The sequence below is a fragment of the Brevundimonas sp. AVps31 genome, assembly GCF_058681355.1.
In genome coordinates, this window is the sequence record NZ_CM178736.1 from 2,575,923 (window position 1) to 2,598,048 (window position 22,126).

A 22,126-nucleotide genomic window follows, 5' to 3' on the forward strand; every position below is an offset into this window, starting at 1 on the left:
ACGGTGATGACGAGAACAGCCCTTGTGGTCGGAGCCAGCGGCATCGCCGGCAGCGCCGTGGCGCGCGAACTGGTGGATCAGGGCTGGCGGGTCCTGGGCCTGGCCCGCAATCCGACGCCGCAGGCGGGCGTCATCCCTGTCGCGGCGGACCTGCTGGACGCCGACGCGACCGCCGCGGCCCTGGCCGATGCCCGCCCCGATGCGGTGTTCCTGACCACCTGGTCGCGCCAGTCGACCGAGGCCGAGAATATCCGGGTCAACGCCGCCATGGTCCGCGCCGTTCTGGACGCCGTCAGACCCGCCCGGTCCGTCACCCACGTCGCGCTGGTGACCGGGCTGAAACACTACCTCGGCCCGTTCGAGGCCTATGGGCAGGGCGTCCTGCCCCAGACCCCCTTCCGGGAGGAGCAGGGCCGGCTGGACATCGAGAACTTCTACTACGCCCAGGAGGACGAGGTCTTCGCCGCCGCCGCGCGGGACGGTTTCAACTGGAGCGTCCATCGCCCCCACACCATCATCGGCAAGGCCGTCGGCAACGCCATGAACATGGGCGCGACCCTGGCCGCCTACGCCACCCTGTGTCGGGAGACCGGTCGTCCGTTCCGTTTCCCGGGGTCGGAAGCGCAGTGGAACGGCCTGACGGACATGACCAGCGCCGACCAGCTGGCTCGCCATCTGGTCTGGGCGGCGACCACGCCGGCGGCGGCCAATCAGGCCTTCAATGTCGTTAACGGCGATGTCTTCCGCTGGAAATGGATGTGGGGCCGGATCGCGGACTGGTTCGGGGTCGAGGCGGCGGAGTTCGACGGCGCGGTCCAGCCGCTGGCGGTCCAGATGGCCGACGATGCGCCCGTCTGGCGACGCCTCGCCGAGCGCGAGGGATTGGTCGAGCCCGACCTCGATCGCCTGTCCTCGCCCTGGCACACCGACGCCGACCTGGGCCGGCCGATCGAGGTGATGACGGACATGGGCAAGAGCCGCCGTCTGGGCTTCACCGCCTATGCGCCGACGGATGACGCCTTCTTCGCCCTGTTCGCGCAGCTCAGGGCCGACCGGCTGATTCCCTGACCGGGGCGCGGGGCTGGGACCGGGCCTACCAGCCCAGATCGGCCTGACCCCGCAGCACAGCCTCCGCCTCGGCCGTGTGCTTGCCGCCGCTCCGGTCGTGCAGCACCAGGGGCGGCAGCAGGCGCAATGGCGCCTTGCCCGTCTTGATCGCCTGCACCAGCACCCGCTTGGCCGGTTCGTCGGCGAAGGCGTGGATCGGGCGGATGGCGAAGGAGCCCGCCGTCTCGCCCAGACCCGCCAGCAGGTCGGCCAGTCGGTCGGCGCGGTGGATGACCACGATCTTGCCGCCCTCGCGCACCGACTTCAGCAGGAACCGCGTCCAGGCGCCCAGACCGTCGTCGGCCATCCAGGCCCCGGTCTTGCCCGGCGCCGGAGCGCGCAGGGCGTTGGGATCGTCGAAGAAGGGCGGGTTGGAGACGGCGCGGTCGAATGGCGGCAGGTCGAGCGCGCGGAAGCCCCGGGCGACATCGCCTTCAACAATGGTTGCATCCGCCCTGTTCAGCTCGACGTTCCGCCGGGCCAGCGCCGCCATGGCCGGATCGCGCTCCAGCCCGGTCAGGCGGACGCCCGGGTGTCGCGCCGCGATCTGCATCAGCACGGCGCCGGCGCCGCATCCCGCCTCAATCACCCGGTCGCCGGGCAGGGCGTCGCACGCAGCGGCCAGCAGGGCGGCGTCCATGCCGGCGCGATAGCCCCTGGCGGGCTGAAGCAGGCGGACCCGCCCGTCGAGAAGCCCGTTCTCGACGATTTCCGGTGCAGATTCAGTTGCGGATGCGACGGTCACGCGGCTTGACCCCTGTAGAGCCGATCACCATTGTGCGCCGCATCGTCGCCGGGCAAGTCGGTGGTCTGATTTTCAGGCGCGATCCTCCGCCCGCGCCGTTCCTGAATGAGTATTCCGTTGGACGCTGTCACCGTCGCCAAATCCCGTCGTCAGGGAGACGTGGAGCCGTTGATCCGGCTGTCCCGCGACGACATGGCCGCGGTCGACGCCCTGATCGTCGAACGGATGCAGTCCGACGTGCCGGTGATTCCGATGCTGGCCGATCATATCGTCGCAGCGGGGGGCAAGCGTCTGCGTCCGCTGCTGACCGTGGCCGCCGCGCGCGCCGCCGGCGCGCCGAACGGCATGGACGCCGCCGTGCGTCTGGCCGCCTCGGTCGAGTTCATCCACACCGCCACCCTGCTGCACGACGACATCGTCGACGCCTCGGATCTGCGCCGGGGCAAGGTGGCGGCGCACCTGATCTGGGGCGCGCCGTCCAGCGTGCTCGTCGGCGACTTCCTGTTCGCCCGCGCCTTCGAACTGATGGTCGAGACGGGCGTGATGCGCGCCCTGGGCATCCTGGCCACCGCCTCGGCGGTGATTTCCGAGGGCGAGGTGCTGCAACTGACCCGGGCCCACGATCTGGGGCTGGATCAGGAGACCTATCTGCAGATCATCTCCGCCAAGACCGCCGAACTGTTCGCCGCCGCCGCCGAAGCCGGCGCCGTCGGAGCCGGGGCGTCAGAGGCGGAGGTGAAGGCTCTGCGCGCCTATGGCCTGAACCTCGGCCTGGCTTTCCAGCTCGCCGATGACGCGCTGGATTACGGTGGTCAGGCCCAGGCGCTGGGCAAGAACACGGGCGACGACTTCCGCGAAGGCAAGGTGACCCTGCCGCTGCTTCTGGCCGCCGCCCGGACCCGGGGCCACGATGACGGCTTCTGGGAGCGCACCATCAACAAGGGTGAGCGCCACGAGGACGACTTCAGGCGCGCCCGGGAGCTCGTTCTCGGCGCCGGCGCGGTCGGGGCGACGCTGGATGTGGCCTGGGACTATGCCGATCTGGCCAAGACCGCGCTGGCCGTCCTGCCGGACAGCGACTGGAAGTCGGCGCTGGAATCTCTGGCCGATTTCGCCGTCAGCCGGGTCGCCTGACCCTGTTCACGCCTTGCTACAGGCTATTTCCACCCCGCAAGGCTGTGCTAGAGCGCTGCAACCGGTCGAGGTGAGTCTTCGTTGAAGACTTGCGCAGCCGCTGCCATCATCATACGGCAGGATTTGAGACAACAGCCGCCATGGCGGCATCAGAAGGCAGAGACACCATGTCCGACACCCTGGAACGCGTCCGCAAGATCGTTATCGACCACCTGGACGCCGATCCGGACAAGGTCACCGAAAAGGCCAGCTTCATCGACGACCTGGGCGCCGACTCGCTCGACAACGTCGAACTGGTCATGGCCTTCGAGGAAGAATTCGACATCGAGATCCCGGATGACGCCGCCGAGCACATCCAGACCGTTGGCGATGCCGTGAAGTTCATCGACGAAAAGCTGGCGGGCTAAACCCCTTCAGCCGTTTCGAACGGTTCGGAAAAGCCGCTGCGGGCCGCAAGGCGCGTGGCGGCTTTTTGTATCCGGTCGTCCGGGTCCGTCAGCCTCATCGAGTCGAAGGCCCGGTGCGGCGGCGCACACGCACGGCGTCGCCGCATGCGACCCAATGCTCCCCGGGGCGTTAGCGAGGCGGGCTCGCGGCGTCCAAAAGTCCATCGCCGTCGCAAAACAGCGGCAACGGGCGGTTACGGGAAGCCGCATCCTCGTATAGAGGACCCCTCCCAAAGCGCCGGTCTGGCGCATTGGTATGCAGATATTGGCTTCAGGAGTGGCACAGATGAGCAAGGTGCTTGTAATCGGCGCAGGCGGAGTGGGCTCCGTCGCCGTCCACAAGATGGCGATGAACGCCGACATTTTCTCGCACATCACATTGGCGAGCCGCACAAAGTCCAAATGCGACGCCATCGCGGAGTCCGTGAAGACGCGCACCGGCGTGGTCATCGACACGGCCGTGATCGACGCCGACGACATCGCCGCGACCACCGCGCTGATCAAGGCGGTGCAGCCGGCGCTGGTGGTCAACCTGGCCCTGCCGTACCAGGACCTCAACATCATGGAGGCCTGTCTGGCGACCGGGGTGAACTACCTCGACACCGCCAACTATGAGCCGCGCGACGAGGCGAAGTTCGAATACAGCTGGCAGTGGGCCTATCAGGAGCGCTTCCGGGAAGCCGGCCTGATGGCGCTGCTGGGCTCGGGCTTCGACCCCGGCGTGACCTCGGTCTTCGCGACGTACACGAAGAAGCACCTGCTCGACCGGATCGACACCTTGGACATCCTGGACTGCAACGGCGGCGACACCGGCCTGCCGTTCGCGACCAATTTCAATCCCGAGATCAATCTGCGCGAAGTGACCGCCCCGTCGCGCCACTGGGAGAACAACCAGTGGATCGAGGGCCCGGCCCTGAGCCACAAACAGGTCTTCGACTTCGAGGGCGTGGGTCAGAAGAACATGTACCTCATGTACCATGAGGAACTGGAGTCGCTGGCCAAATTCTATCCCGAAATCAAGCGCATCCGCTTCTGGATGACCTTCGGCGACTCCTATCTGAAACACCTCGATGTGCTCGAGAATATCGGCATGACCTCGATCGAGCCGATGATGTTCCAGGGCCGCGAGATCATTCCGATCGAGTTCCTGAAGGCCCTCCTGCCCGAGCCGTCGTCGCTGGGGCCGCTGACCAAGGGCAAGACCAATATCGGCACGATCGCGACCGGCGAGAAGGACGGCAAGGCCCGCACCGTCTACGTCAACAACATCTGCGATCACGAGGAAGCCTACGCCGAGACCGGCAATCAGGCGGTCAGCTACACCACCCGGCGTTCCCGCCATGATCGGCGCGGCCCTGATGCTGACCGGCCAGTGGAAGGGGGAGGGCGTGTTCAACATGGAGCAGATGGACCCCGACCCGTTCATGGACATGCTGAACAGGCACGGCCTGCCCTGGAAGGTGCAGGATCTGGCGGCGCCGCTGGACTTCTGATCGGCCGACCATGGAAACCCAGGCCGGGGACCCCGGCGCCTTCGCCCGTTTTGACCTGACCCGCGTCCCGTCGCCCTGTTTCGTGGTCGACGAGGCGGCGGTGCGGCGCAATCTGGCCGTGCTGAAGGATGTCGTCGCCGACCGCGGCGGCGCCCGCATCCTGCTGGCGCTCAAGGCCTTCTCGATGTGGTCGCTGGCGGGGGTGGTCGCCGAATACCTGGACGGCGTCTGCGCTTCGGGCCTGTGGGAGGCGCGGCTGGCCCGGGAGTTCTACCAAGGCCACCTGACCACCTATTCCCCGGCCTACAAGGCCGACGACCTGCCCGAAATCCTGGCCCTGTCGGACTCGGTCATCTTCAACTCGCCCGAGCAACTGACCCGCTTCGCCGAGGTCATCGCCACGGCGCGGGCCGAGGGGCAGGTGTTCGATATCGGCCTGAGGCTCAACCCGGAGCACAGCGAGGCGGAGGTCGCCAAATACGATCCCTGCGCCATGGGCTCCCGCCTCGGCTTCCCGGTGTCGCAGCTGCGCCCCGAACACCTTGAGGGGGTCGACGGCCTGCACATCCACGCCCTGTGCGAGCAGGGCTTCGAGCCGCTGCAGCGTATCTGGGCCTCGCTGGAGCCCCGTCTGCAGGGGCTGACGGGCGGGCTGAAGTGGCTGAACCTCGGCGGCGGCCACCACATCACCCGCGCCGACTACGCCCGCGACGACCTGTCCGCCTTCCTGCGTCAGGTCTCCGAACGCCACGGCCTGGAGGTCTATCTGGAGCCGGGCGAGGCCATCGCCCTGGACGCCGGCATCCTGGTCGGCGAAATCCTCGACACCTTCGACAACGGCGGGCCGGTCGCCGTCACGGACATCTCGGCCACCTGCCACATGCCCGACGTGCTGGAGGCGCCCTATCGTCCGGCACTGCTGGACGAGGCCGGGGAGGGCGTGTCCCTGCGACTGGGCGGCCCCTCCTGTCTGGCGGGCGATGTGATCGGCGACTACCGCTTCGCCACGCCGCCCGGACCCGGAACGCGGATCGCCTTCCTCGACCAAGCCCACTATTCGATGGTCAAGACCACGACCTTCAACGGCGTGCCCTTGCCGGCCATCGCCCTGTGGAACAGTGACACGGACGCCCTGCGCCTGATCCGCCAGTTCGACTACCCGGACTTCCGCGACCGCCTGTCCTGAGGCGCGGGGCCGACCTCAGGCCGGTCCGGAGCCCGACCGCGCCGACGCGGCGCCCGCTGCGATCGTCTGGGCGGTGTAAGGTTTCTTGACGACCGGGCAGTCCTGGTGAGGGGGCGGAAGGACGATCTCGTCGCCGTAGCCGGTCGCGAACACATAGGGCACGCCGTCCCGCCGAAGTCGGTCGGCGATGGGGTAGCTCATCTCGAACCCCAGATTGACGTCCAGAAGCGCGAAACTCGGCGTCCCGGCGTCGAGCAGCCGCATCGCTTCCTGCACATCGTTGGCCATCAGGACTGTCTCGGCGCCGAGCGAGAGGAGCATCTCTTCGGCGTCCATGGCGATGATCATGCTGTCGTCCACCAGCAGGACGGCGCCCTCCAGCCGAAGGGCCTCGGCCTGCCCTGCCGGGGCCGCCGCCACGGGGGCGACGACGCCGTCGTGGTCGATAAATTTCGCCGGCACCACGAACCGCGCCTGAACGCCCTCAAGCGCATAGGTGATGCTGGCGCGGCCGTGGAGGTCGTGGGGCACCGAGCGCTCGATGATGGTGGTGCCGAAACCCCGTCGCGTGGGCGCCTGAACCGCCGGGCCGCCGATCTCGCGCCAGCGGATGACCAGTTCGCCGTCATCCGTCGTCCAGTCCACGATGACGCGACCCGACCGATCGCAAAGCGCCCCGTATTTCGCGGCGTTCGTGATCATCTCGTGGATCACCAGGGCCATGGTGGCGAAGGCCTCGGGATGCAGCAGAACCGCCGGTCCTTCGATCTGGACCCGATGGGCGCCGCCGTTGAGGTAGGCGGCGGCTTCCGTGGAGATCAGGCCCGCCAGGGAGCGAGGGCCCCAGTTGCCCTCCGTGATCTGGTCATGGGCGCGCGCCAATGCCTGCACCCGCCCGCCGATGGTGGCCGCGAAGCTCTCGACATCCGTCGCTCCGCCCTTGCTCTGCGAGATGAGCCCCCGGATCAGGCCCAGGATGTTACGGACCCGATGGTTCAGTTCCGCGATCAGCAGGTCCTGGCGCTGCGCCGCGCGCTCACGCTCATGCTCGGCGAGGCCCGTGAGGCGCAGCACGACCTCCAGAATGGTCACGCGCAATGCGTCCGCCGCTCTCAGTTCGGGCTCCGTCCATGCCGCGCTCTGGCCCCTGATGATCTCCCGCCAGGCTTCAAAACTCTTGCGCGGGGTCAGCCGGACGCCGTTCGGACCGGCCTCCACCGGCTTGGTCGGGTCGCCCGCCCAGGTGATCGACTGGGCGATCTCGCGGCGGAAGAAGACCAGATAGTCCCGGGGCGTGCGCGACACGGGGATGGCCAGCATGCCCGCGGCCCTGTCCGCGTAGTCGCGGGCCGGTGGATGGGCCTGTCCGAGGTCAGTGAGGGCCAGCACCTTGCTGGCGGCGCTCTGGTCCAGAAATCGGGTCAGGGCGACCATTTCGTCCCGCGTCGGGGTGGACCCGGTCAGCACCGTCTCGTCGCCGATCCGGATCGCCATCCCGTCGCACGGGACGATCTCACTGATCCGTTCCGCCATGGCCCCCAGATTGGCGGCCGTGGAGCCGCTCTCGACGATCGCGGCCATCAGCCCGTCGTGGAGCCGGCGGGTGCGTTGCTCGTAGTCGGAGACGGCTTCGCGTTCGCGGGTCTCGATCAGCAGCGAAAGGACCTGGGCGAACAACTCCGCCGCGGTCCGCCGCTCGTAGCTGACCTGCCGCGCCGTCTTGTGGTGGCAGGCGATCAGGCCCCACAACCGTCCACCGCGCAGCAGCGATATGGTCAGGGTCGCCCCGACCTGCATGTTCTTCAGGTATTCAATATGGATGGGCGAATGGGCGCGCAGGGTGCTCATCGACAGGTCGAGCGGCGCTCCGGTGGGACCCAGTTGCGGGACGATCGGCGCAGGGGTCGCATCGACGTTGGCCGCCACCCGAACGACATTGCGCTCCATCAGGGCGCGCGCCTGCCGGGGAATGTCGGACGCGGGATATCGCAGGCCGAGGAAGGGTTCCAGACCGGCGGCCAGGCGTTCGGCGACCACCTCACCCGTTCCGTCGGGGTGGAAGCGATAGATCATGACCCGGTGATGGCCCGTCAACGCCCGGACCTGGCGCGCGGCCTCCTTCAGCAGGGCGTTGAGGTCCGTCAGTCGATTCAGCCGGGACAGCATGGTCTGGACCATGGCTGACGGGTTCAGGTCGGCTTCCGGCTCGCTGGGCTCGGCCTCGATCACGATCTCGCCGTTCGAAATATGCACAGCCACGTCGAACCGGCCGCCGCCGTCGGTCAGTTGCAGGCCGAAGGCCCGCTCGACGGCATCCTCACCCTTCAGGACGGAGAGCCGGTTTCTCAGCGTATGGACCGCTTCAAGGGACAAAACGTCCCGCAACGACGCGCCGAGAAGATCATCGACGGAACGATGCAGAAAATCCGGCGCGTTCGCCGAAACGCGGGAGATCAGCCAGTCGGTGGAAACGGCGATCAGGAAGCCGGTCGGCTGGATCGCGCTGATCAGGTGGATCGGTTCGCGGTCGCAGTTGGTCAGGTCGACCGTTTCCGTCATCCGCTGGTCGGAGGGGCCGGGGGCGTTCATGCGGCGGTATCCATCTGGCGTGCCGGCCGCGCCGGCGGGGCGAAGGCTCCAGACATACCGGCGACCAAAGAGTGTGCTTCGGAACCCGCGTCGTCCGCGCCGCGCCCTTGCTGTGGACGGGCCGTCGACGACGAAGTCTTGCGGTGGTGAAGGGGCAGGCAATCCGCAGCCGACTTCAGATGCAGGCGTGACGGAGCGCGAACGGCGTCCGCCTCTTCAAGTCGAGCCAAAGGCTTCAGGCGGGCTCTGAGCCGCGGAGCTGAAGGCATGATCTTGACCACTTCAACCCACCATTTAATTGACTGTCTTGCCCCAGTCCCGCCGGAGCCGTCTACGGCGCCTCCGGGACCCCCGAAAACTTGCAGAAAGCGACCAGGCGTTGCGCCCTGATCTTTAAGCCAAGCAGTGCGAATGAACAAGCACGCCGGCTGCGGTCGCGCGTCGCGACCCGCGTGCTCCCGTTGCGGCCCGGACATCGCCGGCGATCGTTTCCCGGCGACCTTGCGACCGCCGGCCTCGAAAATCCATAAACGGGGCCCCGCGCGGCCCCGCCTCACACCAAGTTCCGCCCCCGCCTAGCGGTACAGCGCTCCGCTCACTATTGTCTGCGCTCGATTCACCGTGAAGGACCGCAGGAATGCGTCGTGTCGTCGTTACCGGCCTTGGCCTTCTGACCCCTCTCGGCTGGGGCGTGGAGCACACCTGGAAGGGGATCGTGGAAGGTCGGTCGGGGATCGGACCGATCACCGCCTTCGACACCGAGGGCTACGGCTGCACCATCGCGGGCGAGATTCCGTCGGTGGACGGGCGTGGCGGCGGCGTCGCGGGGGAGCCCGGCGTGTTCGACCACGAGAAGATCATGTCGCCCAAGGATCGCAAGCGCGTCGACGACTTCATCGTCTACGCCATCGCGGCCGCGGACGAGGCGCTGGCCGATGCGAACTGGAAGCCCGAGACGGACGAGGAGCGCGAGCGCACCGGCGTCATGGTCGGGTCCGGCATCGGCGGCCTGGGCCCCATCGCCGACACCGCCATCATCCTGAAGGAGCAGGGCCCGCGCCGGGTCAGTCCCTTCTTCATCCCCATGTCGCTGATCAACCTGACCAGCGGACAGATTTCGATCCGCCACGGGCTGAAGGGGCCGAACCATTCGGTCGTGACCGCCTGTGCGACCGGCGCCCATGCCATCGGCGATGCGGCCCGAATGATCGCGCTGGACGATGCGGACGTCATGGTCTGCGGCGGGGCGGAAAGCTCCATCGTGCCGATCGGCATCGCCGGATTCCTGGCCTGTAAGGCCCTGTGCACCGCCTTCAATGACACGCCCGAAAAGGCCAGCCGTCCCTACGATAAGGACCACGCCGGCTTCATCATGGGCGAGGGCGCCGGCATCATGGTCCTCGAAGAGTACGAGCACGCCAAGGCGCGCGGCGCGAAGATCTACGCCGAGGTCGTGGGTTACGGCATGAGTGGCGACGCCTACCACATCACCGCCCCGTCCGAGGACGGCAACGGCGGCCTGCGCGCCATGAAGGCGGCGCTGAAGCGGGCCGGCATGGAGCCTTCGGACCTCGACTACATCAACGCCCACGGCACCTCGACCATGGCCGACTGGATCGAACTGCACGCCATCGAGCAGCTGGTCGGCGACCATGCCAAGGATCTGGCGGTGTCCTCTACCAAGTCGATGACCGGCCACCTGCTGGGCGCCGCGGGCGCCATCGAAAGCATCTTCTCGGTGCTGGCCATCCGCGACCAGATCGCACCGCCGACCATCAATCTGGACAATCCGGAAGAAGAGACCGCCATCGACCTTGTCCCGCACAAGGGCAAGCCGATGAAGATCGACGTCGCCATGTCCAACAGCTTCGGCTTCGGCGGCACCAACGCCTCGGTCATCTTCAAAAAGGTGTCCTGAGTGTTCCGTCGGGGGGTGGAAAAGGGGTCGCCCGGACGCAAGACGGCCTTTCTGGCCGCGACCGCGACCTTCAGCCTGTTCCTGATCGCGGCCCTGGTGGCGGCGTGGAGCGTCTTCTATGCCCCCGGGCCCTCGGCGCGGCAGGGAGACGCCACCATCGTCAGCCTGCCCAGCGGGGCGGGCGTCAACGCCATCGCCGCCAATCTGAAGGCGGCGGGGGTGATCCGCTCCACCGACATGTTCAAGGCCGCCGCCACCCTGACCGGGGCCGACCGTCGACTGCGCGCGGGCGAATATGAGGTGCCGTCGGGCGCCTCGCTGCGCTCGGTGCTGGTGCTGCTGGTTTCGGGCAAGGTGGTGCGCCACTACGTGACCCTGCCGGAGGGCTGGAGCTCGGCCCAGGCGGTGGACATCCTGATGCGCCAGCCGATCCTGATCGGGGCGGTCGAGACCGTGCCGGATGACGGAACCCTGTGGCCCGACACCTATGAGGTCGCCCGCGGCGACACCCGCGCCTCGGTCATCGCCCGCATGCAGCGCGCCCGCGACGAGAACCTCGCTCGCCTTTGGGCCACGCGCGGTCCCAACAGCGTCGTTCGCACCCCCGACGAGGCCGTGATCCTGGCCTCCATCGTGGAGAAGGAAACCGGTCTGGCCGCCGAGCGTCCGCGCGTCGCGTCGGTGTTCTCGAACCGCCTGCGCTCCGGCATGCGGCTGGAGAGCGATCCGACCATCGTCTACGGCATCACCAAGGGCCGCCCGCTGGGACGGGGCCTGCGCCGGTCCGAGATCGACCGCCACACCGATTGGAACACCTACCAGATCGACGGCCTGCCCCCGACGCCCATCGCCAACCCGGGTCGAGACGCCATCGCGGCGGTGCTGAACCCGCCGGTGTCGGATGATCTGTTCTTCGTCGCCGACGGCTCGGGCGGACATGCCTTCGCCCGGACCTATGACCAGCACCTGGCCAACGTCGCCCGCTGGCGCGCCATCGAGCGTCAGCGCGCCGGCCTGCCGCCAGAGCCGGTCGCCGCTCCGGTCGCGCCGACCCCCGAAGGCGTCCCCCCCGGGGTCGAGATTCCGCCCGGCGCGCAGGTCATCCGCATCCCGCAGCAGCCGGCGGCCGCTCAATGATCCGGTTTTCCGGGATGACCGGCTTCGGCCGGGCCGACGGCGCGGACGGCGACTGGAGCTGGTCCGTCGAGGCCCGTTCGGTCAACGGCCGCAATCTGGACGTCCGCTTCCGCGGCCCGCCGGGCTTCGACAGCCTCGAAAGGCTGGCCAAGGCGTCGGTTCAGGCCAGGCTGAACCGCGGGCAGGTGACGCTCGGGGTGCAGACGAAGCGCGCCGACGCCGGCGCCGCGGCCCTGAAGGTCAACGAAGAGGTGCTGGCCCGCTACCTTCAGCTCGCCAACCGGCTGGCCGAGGACGGCGCGGTACCGCCGTCGGCCGATGGCCTGCTGAGCCTGAGGGGCGTGCTGGAAGCGCCGGACGAGGAAGACGATGCCGACGCCCGCGCCGCCGTGGAAGCGAGGATCGCCGCCAGCATCGACGCCGCGCTGGACGCCCTGAAACTGTCCCGTGAGCGGGAAGGGGAGCAGCTGCTGCCCGTCATCACCGGCTTCATCGACCGCATCGAAGCCCTGGTCGCCGAGGCGGAGACGGAAGCGGCGGCCCAGGTCGAGGCCATCCGCGACCGCTTCACCCGCCGCATCACCGAACTGGCCCCCGACGCGCCGGGTCTGGAAGACCGCATCTTCCTTGAGGCCGCCGCCCTGGCGACCCGGGCGGATGTGCGCGAGGAGCTGGATCGGCTGACCGCCCACGTCGCCTCGGCCCGCACCCTGTTGCAGCAACCCCCCGCCGGCCGGAAACTCGACTTCCTGATGCAGGAATTCATGAGGGAGGCGAACACCCTCTGCTCGAAATCGGCTACGACGGCGCTCACCGGAATCGGCCTTGAGCTGAAGGCGGTGATCGAACAGCTCCGCGAACAGGTCCAGAATGTCGAATGAACGCACGCCCCGCCGGGGCGTCCTCCTGATCGTCGCCAGCCCCTCGGGCGCCGGCAAGACGTCGCTCTGCCGTCGCCTGATGGCGGACCACAAGGGGCTGGAGCTGTCGGTCTCCATGACCACCCGCGACATCCGTCCGGGCGAGGTCGCGGGCCGCGATTATCATTTCGTCAGCCATGAGGAATTCCAGCGCCTGATCGATCAGGACGCCTTCCTCGAATGGGCCGACGTGCACGGCAACCGCTACGGCAGCCCGCGCGCGCCCATCGACCGCGCCCTCGCGGAAGGCCGCGACGTCCTGTTCGACATCGACTGGCAGGGCGCGCGCGACATCGCGCGCAAATGCCCGGAGGACGCCGTCCGCGTCTTCATCCTGCCGCCCAGCCTGGAAGAGCTGCGCCGGCGTCTGGTGACCCGGTCGCAGGACGCCGAGGACGTGATCGAGCGCCGCATCCAGAACGCCAAGGGCGAGATCGAGCACTGCGACCAGTTCGACTACGTCTTCGTCAACGACGACTTCGACCGCAGCTACGCCGAACTGGCCCACATCTATCACGCCGAGCGCAGCACCCGCCGCCGGAACCTGTGGGTCGACGGCTACCGCAACGCCCTGCTGAACGAAGCGGTCTGAGACCGGCCTGATCCCTACAGCTGCCGGATCCTCGGACCCAGCCCCGCCTTGTGCACCAGCAGGTCGGTCACCGCCCACACCAGGGCGTCGGCGCGGTCGGGGCTGTCCCCGTCTTCGCCCCCCAGCCCCATCAGCTCCTCTTCCAGCGCCTCCAGTCCGGCGGCGTGGCGCACCCGCCGCTGTTCGTACAGCGCCGCCACGGGCTCGGCCCGCGCCCGTTTTCCGACCGACGCCCGCACCCGCTTGACGGCGCAGCCCACCCCCGCCGCCGTCAGCACGGCCTCGACCATCTCGCCGCCCTGATTGGCCTCGGCCACCACGCGAACGGCGCCGAAATCCTCCACAGCCCGCGCCACCGCCCCGGCCCAGCCCTGCGGCGAGCGCCCGCGGACGGTCCGGTCGGCCAGTACCCAGGCCGTCCCCTGCGCCCGTCCGACCACCACGATCCCGCAGGCGTCGCCTCCGGACGAGCAGGTCGGGTCCACGCCCACCACCACCCGCTCGAACCGGGTCGGCGCCGTCTCCGCCCGCGCGCCGGTCATCATCTCCAGCGTGAACAGGGCGCCGTCGCCCTCCACGACCCGCCCGTCCAGCTCTTGCGCCGCCAGCCGCGTTCCGCCGTACAGCGCCTCCAGCCCCTCCAGAAAGGCCGGCGCCAGATGCGCCGCATTGATCCGTGTCGGCAGGTCCGACCGCGCCAGTCCGGGCTCCTTCAACAGTCGCTTCAGCGCCGTTGACGGCTTCGGCGTCGTGGTCACCACCAGCCTCGGCCGCGCCCCCAGCCTCAGCCCCATCCGCAGCAGGGCCAGGGTCCGCTCCGGCGTCCGCCACGCGCACCACTCATCCGCCCAGGCCGCCCCGAACTGCGGCCCGCGCAGGCTTTCGGGATCCTCCGCCGAGAAGGCCATGGCCACGGCCCCGTTCGGCCACACCAGCCGCCGACGGCACGCCTCCCAGCGCGGCCGCCCGCCGAACCCGTACCGGGGCAGGGCGCACAGCCCCGACGGCCCCTCGATCATCACCTCCCGCACATCGTGCAGGCTCTGCCCCACCAGGGCGATCCGCCCCGCCTCCCGCGCCCGGTCCGCCACCCATTCGGCGCCGGCCCGCGTCTTCCCCGCGCCGCGCCCGCCCAGCATCAGCCACGTCCGCCAGTCGCCCTCCGGCGCCCTCTGGCCGGCATGCGCCATCACCACCCAGTCCGCCGCCAACCGCCGCCGTTCGACCGGCGTCAGGGCGTCGAGGCGGTCGGACAGGGACGTCATGGGCAGTCCTCATCGGCGCGTGGAGCCAACCCTTGTCCCAGCACCTTGCGTCGCACCGCCTCGAACGCCGCCGCGTCGTCGACCCCCTCGGCCTGCGAAGCCTTCGGCGAAGCAGGCAGTCGTCCCGCCGCCCGCGCCAACACGTCTGCCGCCCGCGCCGCGCCGGCCGCTTCGCTCATCCGCCCCATCCGGATCAGCTTCACCGCCTCGTCCAGCGCCGCCCGCGCCGCCGTCAGCGGCTCCATCGGCGCCTCTGACGCGACCTGCGCCTCGACGTCCGCCGCCCGGACCGCCTGCGCCGCCACATCCGCCAGCAAAGCCGCATCCCGCGCCGCGACCACCGACCGCTTGGTCCAGCCCTCCAGCCAGATGCGTCGGCGTATGGCGGCCTGGCTCATGCCGAAACGGTCGGCGAGGGCCGCGCAGCTTTCGCCGGCCAGGTAGGCTTCGCGGACGACCGCCCAGACCTCCGGCCCGTGATAGCGGTAGGCCCTGCGGACCTGTTTCGTGTTCGGCGTCGGCGTGATTTTCATTCCCCCATTATCGCCCACTCCCGCAGGAGTGCGGGTTCATGACGCTGGCGGGGGAGGGAAGATGCGCCGCATCAAGGCTTTAGGGTCTGCAGATTGCGCGGGTTGGCGTGCGATCGGCGAGATCGCGGGGCCGCGGCCGGCGCCCTCGAAAGCGGACCTCCCAAACTTCGGCTAGGGGTGGTGAGCGGACCCTCGGTCAGATAGGATTCAGCCATGAAAACGATGGCCACCTACTTGTTCTACGCCCTCTACGTAGTTTTCGAGTTGGCGACTTGGCTGTTCTATACGCCCTCGACGGTGTTCGGCGCCTTCACGGCAGTGACTGCTCCGGCCTTGGCTTTGTGGATTATCTACTGGACTAACTTGAAGGCTGGCGAAGGCCTCATCGGTCTGCTTGGACGCGGCAAGTCAAAAACACCAGACGAGCCCAAAGACAGCTGAGGGTCGGAAGCGGCTATCATCCCCAGACCTGGAAGCAGACATTGCGACGTTGGCCTAGGAGTCGACCCGCTGGAGGTCCGAGAAGGGTGGCAAGAGGACGTTAGCGGTGTCGCTTTTTCTTTTGTGAGCGCACCTCTAGGCGGCCAATCCACTTCAACCATCGCCACGCGAACAAGCCCACCCAAAACCCGGTCCACACAACGCCGACCGAAATCGTGAGCGTCGTCCATCCGATCAGCATGAGGGGAACATACAGTGCGGCCAGGATCAGGCCCAATGAGTTTTGGGCGTTAGGATAGGCGTCCCATTCCCGGTCGATCCAAGAGATCAGCGGAGCCAGCGTCATGGAGCCGAGCTTGTAACGTTCCCACAGCGTCCGCAATGGGTCGGTTTGAGACGCTGGCCCCGCTCCCGGAACCGGTCGTTCGCAGGATTGACAGGCAGCAGACCCGGCCGATCCCGGCGAGGGTCGAAATCCGATCATCGCACCCGCGCCAAACGCGCGCCTCCTCTTGACGCCGTCCCATCTGCCCCCATCTCCAACCTACTGTTTCAACAATCGAAAGGAGGTGGTCGAATGTCTCATTGTCTCACGCCGCGCGCGGCTCTGACGGACGTGACCTCCGCCCTCCCGGGGGCTCGCGCCTGATCGGCCGACAAGGCTGAACAATGGAAGGGCCGCCCTGCAAGGGGCGGCCCTTTTTGTTGATCGCGTCATCGGGAGGAAGGCGGAGACCTCGCTAGCCACTAGCCGCTAGCCACTCGCCACTCGCGCCTTCGCTACGCCTTCTCGATCGCCGCCGCGATCTCATCAGTGGAATGGCCGGTCAGGTCCTTGGCGATCTCGCCGACCAGTCGCGCGGTCGTTTCCTTGTGCCAGCCCTTGCGCAGTTGACCCAGGGTCTTGGGGGCGGCGATGACCAGCAGGTGCTCGACCTTGTTGTTCAGCACCCATTTGTTCAGCACCTCGGCCACGCCCATGGCGAAGCCGTCCTCGGCCTGGGTGTCATTGTCGGGGTTGGCCTCGCTGGAGATCCGGCCGGCGGCGCCGGAGGCGCGCTCGGCGATCTCGGGGACGGGCTTCGCGGTCAGGGCGACGTCCTGCTGCCCCGTGTTCTCGAACAGCGCCAGCTTTTCGCCATCGACGACGGCCACGAGGGCGCCCTTGGGAAGTTTCATCTGGAGTCTCCGATTGTTGGGGGACCCGCTTAACGTCCCCCCGCCGCCGGAGTTGCCACGCGAGGCTGCGGCGAAAAGGGGAGGCCCGTCTTGCGTTCAAGCCTTTCGCCCCCCGAGGCGGGCGGGGGTTTATCGGCAGGGCGGCTGATCCTCGAACTTCGGCAAGCGTTTCTGAAGGTTGGCCATCACCGCCTCCAACTGGTTCGGGGTGGCGACCAAGGCGGCCTGTTCGCGGGCCTCGGCCAGCAGGATCGCGCCCGCACCCTCATCCCGCGCCAGATTGGCCAGACGTTTGGCGCCGCGCACGGCATCCGGGTTGCGGGCGGCGATCTCCCGGGCAAGGGCGAGGGCTTCCGCATGGGGGGCGTCGGCCAGTCGGGTGACGAAGCCCAGACCCACGGCCTGTTCGCCGGTGAACTCGCGCGCCGTGTAGATCAGTTCGCGCAGCACGTCGTCGCGCACAAGGCCACGCCAGAGGGCGTTTCCGGCCATGTCCGGGACCAGACCCCATTTCATCTCCATGACCGACAGGCGGGTGTCGGGATGGGCGATGCGGATATCGGCGCCGGAAAAGACCTGCAGCCCGCCGCCGAAGACGATCCCATGACCCGCCGCGATCACCGGAACCGGCAGGTTGCGCCAGCCCCAGGCGGTCTGCTGAAACAGATTGGCCAGGCCATGGGTGCGGGTGATGATATCCAGCCCCGCGCCGGCCAGCCCGGCCATGGTTTCCATATCCAGCCCCGCGCAGAAGCCGCGCCCTTCGCCGGACAGGACCACGGCCCGCAGACCGGGCTCAGCCGCCAGTCGCGCGGGCGCCTCGGCCAAGGCTTCCAGCATGGGCATATCGAGGGCGTTAAGCTTGTCAGGGCGGTTCAGGCGGACATCGGCGACGCCGTCCTCGAACTGGATGCTCAGGCGTTCGGTCATGGCGTTTCCCTCGGACTGTCCGCAGTGTTAGGCGGCTTACCGCGCGGAAGGGAAGCGCGAGGTAGCCCGCGCCGCGAACCACGGCTCCATCCGCCTCAACGCCTCTTCCACCTCCGCTGTCGACACCGCGAAGCTGAAGCGCATGAAGCGGTGGCCGTGGACGGGGTCGAAATCGACGCCGGGGGCTGTGGCCACGCCGGTGTCGCGCAGCAACTGCTCGCAGAAGGCCAGGCTGTCGTCGGTCAGGTGGCCGATGTCGGCCCAGATGTAGAAGGCGCCGTCCGGCGGGGCGATGGACTTCAGGCCCAGGGCGGGCAGGGCGGCCAGCATCCGGTCGCGGTTGCGGGCATAGCCGGCGACGTGGCCTTCCAGCACCTCCTGTTCGTCCATCGCCGCCAGTCCGGCGTGCTGGGCCAGCGACGGCGCGGTCAGGAACAGGTTGCCGATCAGGGCGCGGCACTGATCGATCAGGCCTTCCGGCGCCACGAGCCAGCCCAGCCGCCACCCGGCCATGCTCCAGTATTTGGAGAAGCTGTTGATGATGAAGGCGTCGGGCGCGAACGACAGCATTGACGGCGTCGGCCCGACATAGCTGAGCCCGTGGTAGATTTCGTCCGACACGATGCGGATGCCGCGCTCGGCGCAGACGGCGGCGATGGCGGCCAGCTCGTCGGCGGCGATGATGGTGCCGGTCGGGTTGGCCGGGCTGGCCACGATCAGCCCCTGCGGCGCGGGATCGAGGGCGGCGACGGCGGCGGCGGTCAGCTGGAACCGCACCTCCGGTCCGCAGTCGATCTCGACCGGGACCATGTGCAGCGCCTTGATCGTGTTGCGATAGGCGACATAGCCGGGCCGGGCCAGGGCGATCTTGTCTCCGGGCGCGAAGGCCGCCGACAGGGTCAGCACAAGCGCCGGCGACGCCCCGCAGGTGATCAGGATGGCGTCGGGATTGACCGCCGCGCCGTACCGTTCGGCATAGAGCCGCGCGATCCGCTCGCGCAGCGGCGCGCTCTCCCAATAGCCCATGGCCTCCGTGTCGAGCACCCGATGCGCCTGCGCGATGGCGGCGGGCGGGGCGCCGGTCGACGGCTGGCCGAACTCCATATGGATGATCGACCGCCCCTGGGCCTTCAGGGCGTGGGCCAGGCGGCTGATGCCGATGGCGCGGAACGGGTCGATGTCGGCGGTCACGTCAGGTCCGCTTGCGCCGCATCAGGACCGCGCCCTCGTCTGTCGGCGCCGTCGGCTGGGCCTGTCCGGCCGAGGCTCGGGCCAGCCGCAGGAAGCCGTCCAGATCGATCACCTCGGCCCGGTCTTCCGGGGAAATCCCGGCGGCCTCGCACAATTCGGCGCCCCCCAGCTGCTTCAGGCTGGAGCGCAGCATCTTGCGGCGCTGGCCGAAGGCGGCGGCGGTGACCCGCTCCAGCGCCTTCAGCAGGGCGCGATCCGGCCGGTCCTCGCGCGGGACCAGATGCACCACGGCGCTGGCGACCTTGGGCGGCGGGGTGAAGGCGGCGGCGGGCAGGTGCATGACCAGCTTGGCCTCGGCCACAGCCTGCGAAATCACCGCCAGTCGGCCATAGGCGTCCTCGCCCGGCCGCGCCACGATCCGCTCGGCGACCTCCTTCTGGAACATCAGGGTCAGGGTCTGCGGTGTCCACGGCCCGGTCAGCCATTTGATCAGCAGCGGCGTGCCGACATTGTACGGCAGGTTGGACACCAGATGCGCCGGCCCCTCGACCAGCTGGTCCTCGCGCACGTTCAGCGCGTCCGCCTCGACCACGACCAGCCGCCCGTCGCCGGTCTCCAGCTCGGTCAGCAGCGGGATGAACCGCGGGTCCTTCTCGACCAGAACGACCTTGCCCGCGTCGCTCTCCAGAAGCGCCCGCGTCAGACCGCCGGGCCCGGGCCCGACCTCGATCACCGGCCGGCCCTCGAACGGGCCCGCCAGCCGCACGATCTTGCGCGTCACGTTGAGGTCCAGCAGGAAATGCTGCCCGAAGCTCTTCTTGGCCGCGAGGCCGTGAGCGTCGAGATGTTCGCGGAGGGAAAGGTCTGTGGTCACAAACGCTGACTAGCGCACCGCGCGCGCCGCCGCCATCACTCCGGCCAGCCGGATCGCCGCGATCAGACTGTCGGCCCGCGCCACGCCCTTGCCGGCGATCTCGAAGCCCGTGCCGTGATCGGGCGAGGTCCGGACGACCGGCAGGCCCAGGGTGGCGTTCACGCCGCCCCAGAAGTCCAGCGTCTTGACCGGGATCAGGGCCTGGTCGTGATACAGGCAGATGGCGGCGTCATAGGCGGCCCGCGCCTCGTCGTGGAACATCGTGTCGGCCGGCAGAGGGCCGGTAATCGACAGGCCCTCGTCACGCAGGACGTCCAGCGCGGGGCCGATGACCTCGATCTCTTCCAGTCCCAGCGCCCCGCCTTCGCCCGCATGGGGGTTCAGGGCGGCGACGGCCAGACGCGGACGGGCGATGCCGAAGTCGCGCTTCATCGATTCGTGGACCACGCGCACGGTGCGTTGCAGCCGCTCGGCGGTGACCAGTTCGGGCACCTCGGCCAGCGGCGAGTGGATCGTGACCAGACAGGCGCGGAGGTCGCGGGCGGTCAGCATCATCACCGGACCGCGCGTGCCGCTGAACGGGGCGTCGGCGGTCAGTTCGGCGATGAATTCGGTGTGGCCGGGAAAGCGGAAACCGGCGGCGTACAGCGGCGCCTTGGCGATGGGGGCGGTGACCACGCCGGAGGCTTCGCCGGACATCGCCAGATTGACCGCCTGCTCGATCCAGTCGGCGACCGGGCCGGCGTTGGCGAGGGCCGGCTGGCCGGGCGTGACGGGGGCGGGCAGGGGCTGGTCCAGCACCGGGATGCCGCTGGCGAAGACGGCGGCCGCCTCGCTGATGTGCGGGATGGACTGGACAGGCTGGCCCTGTGCGCGCAGCAGGGCCGCGTCGCCGATGACGGCGAAGACCGGGCCCTCGCCCCTGAGGGCGGCCCAGGCGCGGGCGATGATCTCCGGTCCCACGCCCGCCGGTTCCCCCATGGAGAGAGCCAGCGGGGCAGGCGGAGGCGTCATCAGTTCTTGTACTCGATCAGGGCGTCTTCACGCAGGTCGCGCATGTAGCGGCGGCCCAAGGTGGCCAGGTTCTGGCGGAAGATCTGGTTCTCGACCGCGCGGGCGTCGGGGGCTTCCGTGCCGCCGACGCGGCGACCGCAGACGGCCAGCAGGTGGACGCCCAGCGGGGTGCGGACCGGCGAGCTGACGGCGCCGATCTCGGCCGACCGGGCGACCTGCTGGAACTGCGGCGCCAGGTTCTGGATGTCGGATTCGCCCAGATCCGCGCCCAGCAGCCCCTGTTCGGACCGCGCGCGCGTCAGGATATTGTCACAGGTCAGCTGGCCGCGCAGGCTTTCCAGCCGCTGCGACGCCGCCGCCACATCCGCCTCGCTCGCCGTTTCCGGCAGCTCGACCATCACCTGCTTCATCGACACCAGACTGGCCGAAGCCCCGTCCCGCTTGTCCCGCATGTAAATAACATACACGCCGCCATCGACCGGGATCGGGCGCGACAGCTGACCGGGGGCGAGCTGTTCAAGCGCTTCCTGAAGGGCGGGCTGGACGCTGCCTTCGACAACCCAGCCGGCGTCGCCGCCGCGGGTGGCCGACGGGGCGGCCGAGAACTGCTGGGCGACGCTCTGGAACGGCGCGCCCTGAACCATCTGGGCCACGAGCTGGTTGGCGCCGTTCAGCGCCGCCTGCTGACCGCCGACGCGGCTGGCCTCGATGTAGATTTCGCCGATCAGATACTGCTTCTTGGATGCGGCCTCGTTGGCCGAGCGAAGGGCCGCGGCGACGGCGGCCGGGCTGACGCGGGCGCGGCTCTGGAAGCGACCGCCGACCAGCTGGGACCAGCCGAGCTGGGTGCGAAGTTGTTCGCGGAAGGTCTGCGGGCGGATGCCGCCTTGGGCCAGGTACTGAACGTAGTTTTCCGGCGTGGTGCCGACTTCTTCGGCCATGGCCGCGACTTCGCGATCCAGTTCCTCGTCGGTGACTTTCAGGTCCTCGTACTTGGTGAGTTCCTGCGCCTGGAGGCGTTCGTCGATGAGGGCGTTGATGGCCTGCTGCTGGATCGCCGGCAGGTTCTCGGGGGTCGGCTGGACCTGGGTCATGGCGATCAGCAGCAGCATGCGCTGACGCAGGTCGAAGCCCGTAATGACGCTGTCATTGACCGTGGCCAGAATGCCGTCGGCCAACTGGAACTGCGGCGCGGCGGCCGGGGCGGAGGTCGGAGCCTGTTCCGCGGCGGGGTTCAGCGTCCCCGCAGCCGCGGGAAGTCGTCCCGGAACGGTCTGGGCTACGGCCGAACCGGCCAGCAGGGCGGCTACGGCCACGCCCGTCAAATAACGCTGCAAACGCATGTCAGTCCTGATTCCTCAATCGGCGCCGCCCGGTTCGATCAGGGGATACGGCGTGTCGCGCAGCCCGAGTCGCGCGTCGGTCAGCGCCC

The 22,126-nt window shown here is 68.8% G+C and carries 21 protein-coding genes; 10 read left to right on the forward strand and 11 right to left on the reverse strand.

The genetic code is table 11. The features are described 5' to 3' along the window. Window positions 1–6 precede the first annotated feature (6 nt). Window positions 7–1,068, forward strand: coding sequence for an SDR family oxidoreductase (locus ACW174_RS12580; RefSeq protein WP_492014771.1), 1,062 nt, complete (start codon window positions 7–9; stop codon window positions 1,066–1,068). A 25-nt stretch (window positions 1,069–1,093) separates the two neighbouring features. Here the strand turns inward: ACW174_RS12580 and ACW174_RS12585 are convergent, their stop codons facing one another. Next, complete coding sequence (locus ACW174_RS12585; RefSeq protein ID WP_492014772.1) at window positions 1,094–1,852, reverse strand: tRNA1(Val) (adenine(37)-N6)-methyltransferase; 759 nt, start codon at window positions 1,850–1,852, stop codon at window positions 1,094–1,096. Window positions 1,853–1,969: 117 nt separating this feature from the next. On the opposite strand from ACW174_RS12585, the gene ACW174_RS12590 reads away from it, so the two are divergent. The 4 genes from ACW174_RS12590 to ACW174_RS12605 all read left to right on the forward strand — a co-directional run bounded on the left by ACW174_RS12590 (window position 1,970) and on the right by ACW174_RS12605 (window position 6,111). After that, window positions 1,970–2,986, forward strand: a complete 1,017-nt coding sequence (locus tag ACW174_RS12590) for a polyprenyl synthetase family protein (RefSeq protein ID WP_492014773.1) — start codon at window positions 1,970–1,972, stop codon at window positions 2,984–2,986. A 167-nt stretch (window positions 2,987–3,153) separates the two neighbouring features. Further along, a complete protein-coding gene (locus ACW174_RS12595) occupies window positions 3,154–3,393 on the forward strand; it encodes an acyl carrier protein (protein ID WP_092312098.1) in 240 nt (79 codons plus the stop codon). A 325-nt stretch (window positions 3,394–3,718) separates the two neighbouring features. Further along, window positions 3,719–4,984, forward strand: coding sequence for a saccharopine dehydrogenase family protein (locus ACW174_RS12600; RefSeq protein WP_492014775.1), 1,266 nt, complete (start codon window positions 3,719–3,721; stop codon window positions 4,982–4,984). Beyond that, window positions 4,936–6,111, forward strand: a complete 1,176-nt coding sequence (locus ACW174_RS12605; protein WP_492014777.1) for a carboxynorspermidine decarboxylase — start codon at window positions 4,936–4,938, stop codon at window positions 6,109–6,111. The genes ACW174_RS12600 and ACW174_RS12605 overlap by 49 nt, the downstream gene beginning before the upstream one ends. A 15-nt stretch (window positions 6,112–6,126) precedes the next feature. Here ACW174_RS12605 and ACW174_RS12610 read toward each other — a convergent pair whose 3' ends face one another. Beyond that, entirely contained in the window at window positions 6,127–8,700 is a 2,574-nt protein-coding gene (locus tag ACW174_RS12610) for an HWE histidine kinase domain-containing protein (protein WP_492014778.1), read from the reverse strand. Between the two features lie 637 nt (window positions 8,701–9,337). Between ACW174_RS12610 and fabF the strand changes: the two genes are divergently transcribed. Genes fabF through gmk form a run of 4 tightly spaced genes read left to right on the forward strand, consistent with a single transcriptional unit; the run spans window position 9,338 to window position 13,267 of the window. After that, the gene (gene fabF, locus ACW174_RS12615) at window positions 9,338–10,618 is read left to right on the forward strand and encodes a beta-ketoacyl-ACP synthase II (RefSeq protein ID WP_492014780.1); all 1,281 of its coding nucleotides are present in this window, start codon (window positions 9,338–9,340) and stop codon (window positions 10,616–10,618) included. Next, window positions 10,619–11,755, forward strand: a complete 1,137-nt coding sequence (mltG, locus tag ACW174_RS12620) for an endolytic transglycosylase MltG (RefSeq protein ID WP_492014781.1) — start codon at window positions 10,619–10,621, stop codon at window positions 11,753–11,755. It begins immediately after the preceding gene. After that, complete coding sequence (locus ACW174_RS12625) at window positions 11,752–12,636, forward strand: YicC/YloC family endoribonuclease (RefSeq protein ID WP_492014782.1); 885 nt, start codon at window positions 11,752–11,754, stop codon at window positions 12,634–12,636. The genes mltG and ACW174_RS12625 overlap by 4 nt, the downstream gene beginning before the upstream one ends. Continuing rightward, window positions 12,626–13,267, forward strand: coding sequence for a guanylate kinase (gene gmk, locus ACW174_RS12630; protein WP_492014783.1), 642 nt, complete (start codon window positions 12,626–12,628; stop codon window positions 13,265–13,267). Before ACW174_RS12625 ends, gmk begins: the two co-directional genes overlap by 11 nt. 14 nt (window positions 13,268–13,281) lie before the next feature. On the opposite strand, the gene ACW174_RS12635 is transcribed toward gmk, so the two are convergent. Then, on the reverse strand, window positions 13,282–14,532 hold the full coding sequence (locus ACW174_RS12635; protein ID WP_492014784.1) for a DNA-packaging protein: 1,251 nt from the start codon (window positions 14,530–14,532) through the stop codon (window positions 13,282–13,284). Continuing rightward, window positions 14,529–15,065 carry a hypothetical protein gene (locus ACW174_RS12640; RefSeq protein ID WP_492014785.1) on the reverse strand — a complete coding sequence of 179 codons (537 nt, stop codon included), beginning with the start codon at window positions 15,063–15,065 and terminating at the stop codon, window positions 14,529–14,531. The genes ACW174_RS12635 and ACW174_RS12640 overlap by 4 nt, the downstream gene beginning before the upstream one ends. Before the next feature lie 213 nt (window positions 15,066–15,278). On the opposite strand from ACW174_RS12640, the gene ACW174_RS12645 reads away from it, so the two are divergent. Continuing rightward, complete coding sequence (locus ACW174_RS12645; protein ID WP_492014786.1) at window positions 15,279–15,506, forward strand: hypothetical protein; 228 nt, start codon at window positions 15,279–15,281, stop codon at window positions 15,504–15,506. Window positions 15,507–15,606: 100 nt separating this feature from the next. Here ACW174_RS12645 and ACW174_RS12650 read toward each other — a convergent pair whose 3' ends face one another. The 7 genes from ACW174_RS12650 to ACW174_RS12680 all read right to left on the reverse strand — a co-directional run bounded on the left by ACW174_RS12650 (window position 15,607) and on the right by ACW174_RS12680 (window position 22,037). Beyond that, window positions 15,607–15,852, reverse strand: a complete 246-nt coding sequence (locus tag ACW174_RS12650; RefSeq protein WP_492014787.1) for a hypothetical protein — start codon at window positions 15,850–15,852, stop codon at window positions 15,607–15,609. Window positions 15,853–16,286: 434 nt separating this feature from the next. Then, window positions 16,287–16,685 (reverse strand): host attachment family protein, encoded by a 399-nt coding sequence (locus tag ACW174_RS12655; protein ID WP_492014788.1) that lies wholly within the window; start codon window positions 16,683–16,685, stop codon window positions 16,287–16,289. A gap of 129 nt (window positions 16,686–16,814) precedes the next feature. Then, the gene (locus ACW174_RS12660) at window positions 16,815–17,615 is read right to left on the reverse strand and encodes a crotonase/enoyl-CoA hydratase family protein (RefSeq protein ID WP_492014789.1); all 801 of its coding nucleotides are present in this window, start codon (window positions 17,613–17,615) and stop codon (window positions 16,815–16,817) included. A gap of 36 nt (window positions 17,616–17,651) precedes the next feature. Further along, window positions 17,652–18,806, reverse strand: coding sequence for a pyridoxal phosphate-dependent aminotransferase (locus ACW174_RS12665; protein ID WP_492014791.1), 1,155 nt, complete (start codon window positions 18,804–18,806; stop codon window positions 17,652–17,654). A 1-nt stretch (window position 18,807) separates the two neighbouring features. Next, window positions 18,808–19,680 carry a 16S rRNA (adenine(1518)-N(6)/adenine(1519)-N(6))-dimethyltransferase RsmA gene (gene rsmA / locus ACW174_RS12670; protein WP_492014793.1) on the reverse strand — a complete coding sequence of 291 codons (873 nt, stop codon included), beginning with the start codon at window positions 19,678–19,680 and terminating at the stop codon, window positions 18,808–18,810. Window positions 19,681–19,689: 9 nt separating this feature from the next. Further along, entirely contained in the window at window positions 19,690–20,694 is a 1,005-nt protein-coding gene (gene pdxA, locus ACW174_RS12675; RefSeq protein WP_492014794.1) for a 4-hydroxythreonine-4-phosphate dehydrogenase PdxA, read from the reverse strand. After that, the gene (locus ACW174_RS12680) at window positions 20,694–22,037 is read right to left on the reverse strand and encodes a peptidylprolyl isomerase (protein ID WP_492014795.1); all 1,344 of its coding nucleotides are present in this window, start codon (window positions 22,035–22,037) and stop codon (window positions 20,694–20,696) included. Before ACW174_RS12680 ends, pdxA begins: the two co-directional genes overlap by 1 nt. Between the last annotated feature and the right edge of the window lie 89 nt (window positions 22,038–22,126).

Coding starts and splice junctions, on each gene's coding strand:
- ACW174_RS12580 (WP_492014771.1), top strand. CDS start 7: ATGACGAGAACAGCCCTTGTGGTCGGAGCCAGCGGCATCGCCGGCAGC.
- ACW174_RS12595 (WP_092312098.1), top strand. CDS start 3,154: ATGTCCGACACCCTGGAACGCGTCCGCAAGATCGTTATCGACCACCTG.
- ACW174_RS12600 (WP_492014775.1), top strand. CDS start 3,719: ATGAGCAAGGTGCTTGTAATCGGCGCAGGCGGAGTGGGCTCCGTCGCC.
- ACW174_RS12605 (WP_492014777.1), top strand. CDS start 4,936: ATGGAAACCCAGGCCGGGGACCCCGGCGCCTTCGCCCGTTTTGACCTG.
- ACW174_RS12610 (WP_492014778.1), bottom strand. CDS start 8,700: ATGAACGCCCCCGGCCCCTCCGACCAGCGGATGACGGAAACGGTCGAC.
- fabF (WP_492014780.1), top strand. CDS start 9,338: ATGCGTCGTGTCGTCGTTACCGGCCTTGGCCTTCTGACCCCTCTCGGC.
- ACW174_RS12625 (WP_492014782.1), top strand. CDS start 11,752: ATGATCCGGTTTTCCGGGATGACCGGCTTCGGCCGGGCCGACGGCGCG.
- gmk (WP_492014783.1), top strand. CDS start 12,626: ATGTCGAATGAACGCACGCCCCGCCGGGGCGTCCTCCTGATCGTCGCC.
- ACW174_RS12635 (WP_492014784.1), bottom strand. CDS start 14,532: ATGACGTCCCTGTCCGACCGCCTCGACGCCCTGACGCCGGTCGAACGG.
- ACW174_RS12640 (WP_492014785.1), bottom strand. CDS start 15,065: ATGAAAATCACGCCGACGCCGAACACGAAACAGGTCCGCAGGGCCTAC.
- ACW174_RS12645 (WP_492014786.1), top strand. CDS start 15,279: ATGAAAACGATGGCCACCTACTTGTTCTACGCCCTCTACGTAGTTTTC.
- ACW174_RS12650 (WP_492014787.1), bottom strand. CDS start 15,852: ATGACGCTGGCTCCGCTGATCTCTTGGATCGACCGGGAATGGGACGCC.
- ACW174_RS12655 (WP_492014788.1), bottom strand. CDS start 16,685: ATGAAACTTCCCAAGGGCGCCCTCGTGGCCGTCGTCGATGGCGAAAAG.
- ACW174_RS12660 (WP_492014789.1), bottom strand. CDS start 17,615: ATGACCGAACGCCTGAGCATCCAGTTCGAGGACGGCGTCGCCGATGTC.
- pdxA (WP_492014794.1), bottom strand. CDS start 20,694: ATGACGCCTCCGCCTGCCCCGCTGGCTCTCTCCATGGGGGAACCGGCG.
- ACW174_RS12680 (WP_492014795.1), bottom strand. CDS start 22,037: ATGCGTTTGCAGCGTTATTTGACGGGCGTGGCCGTAGCCGCCCTGCTG.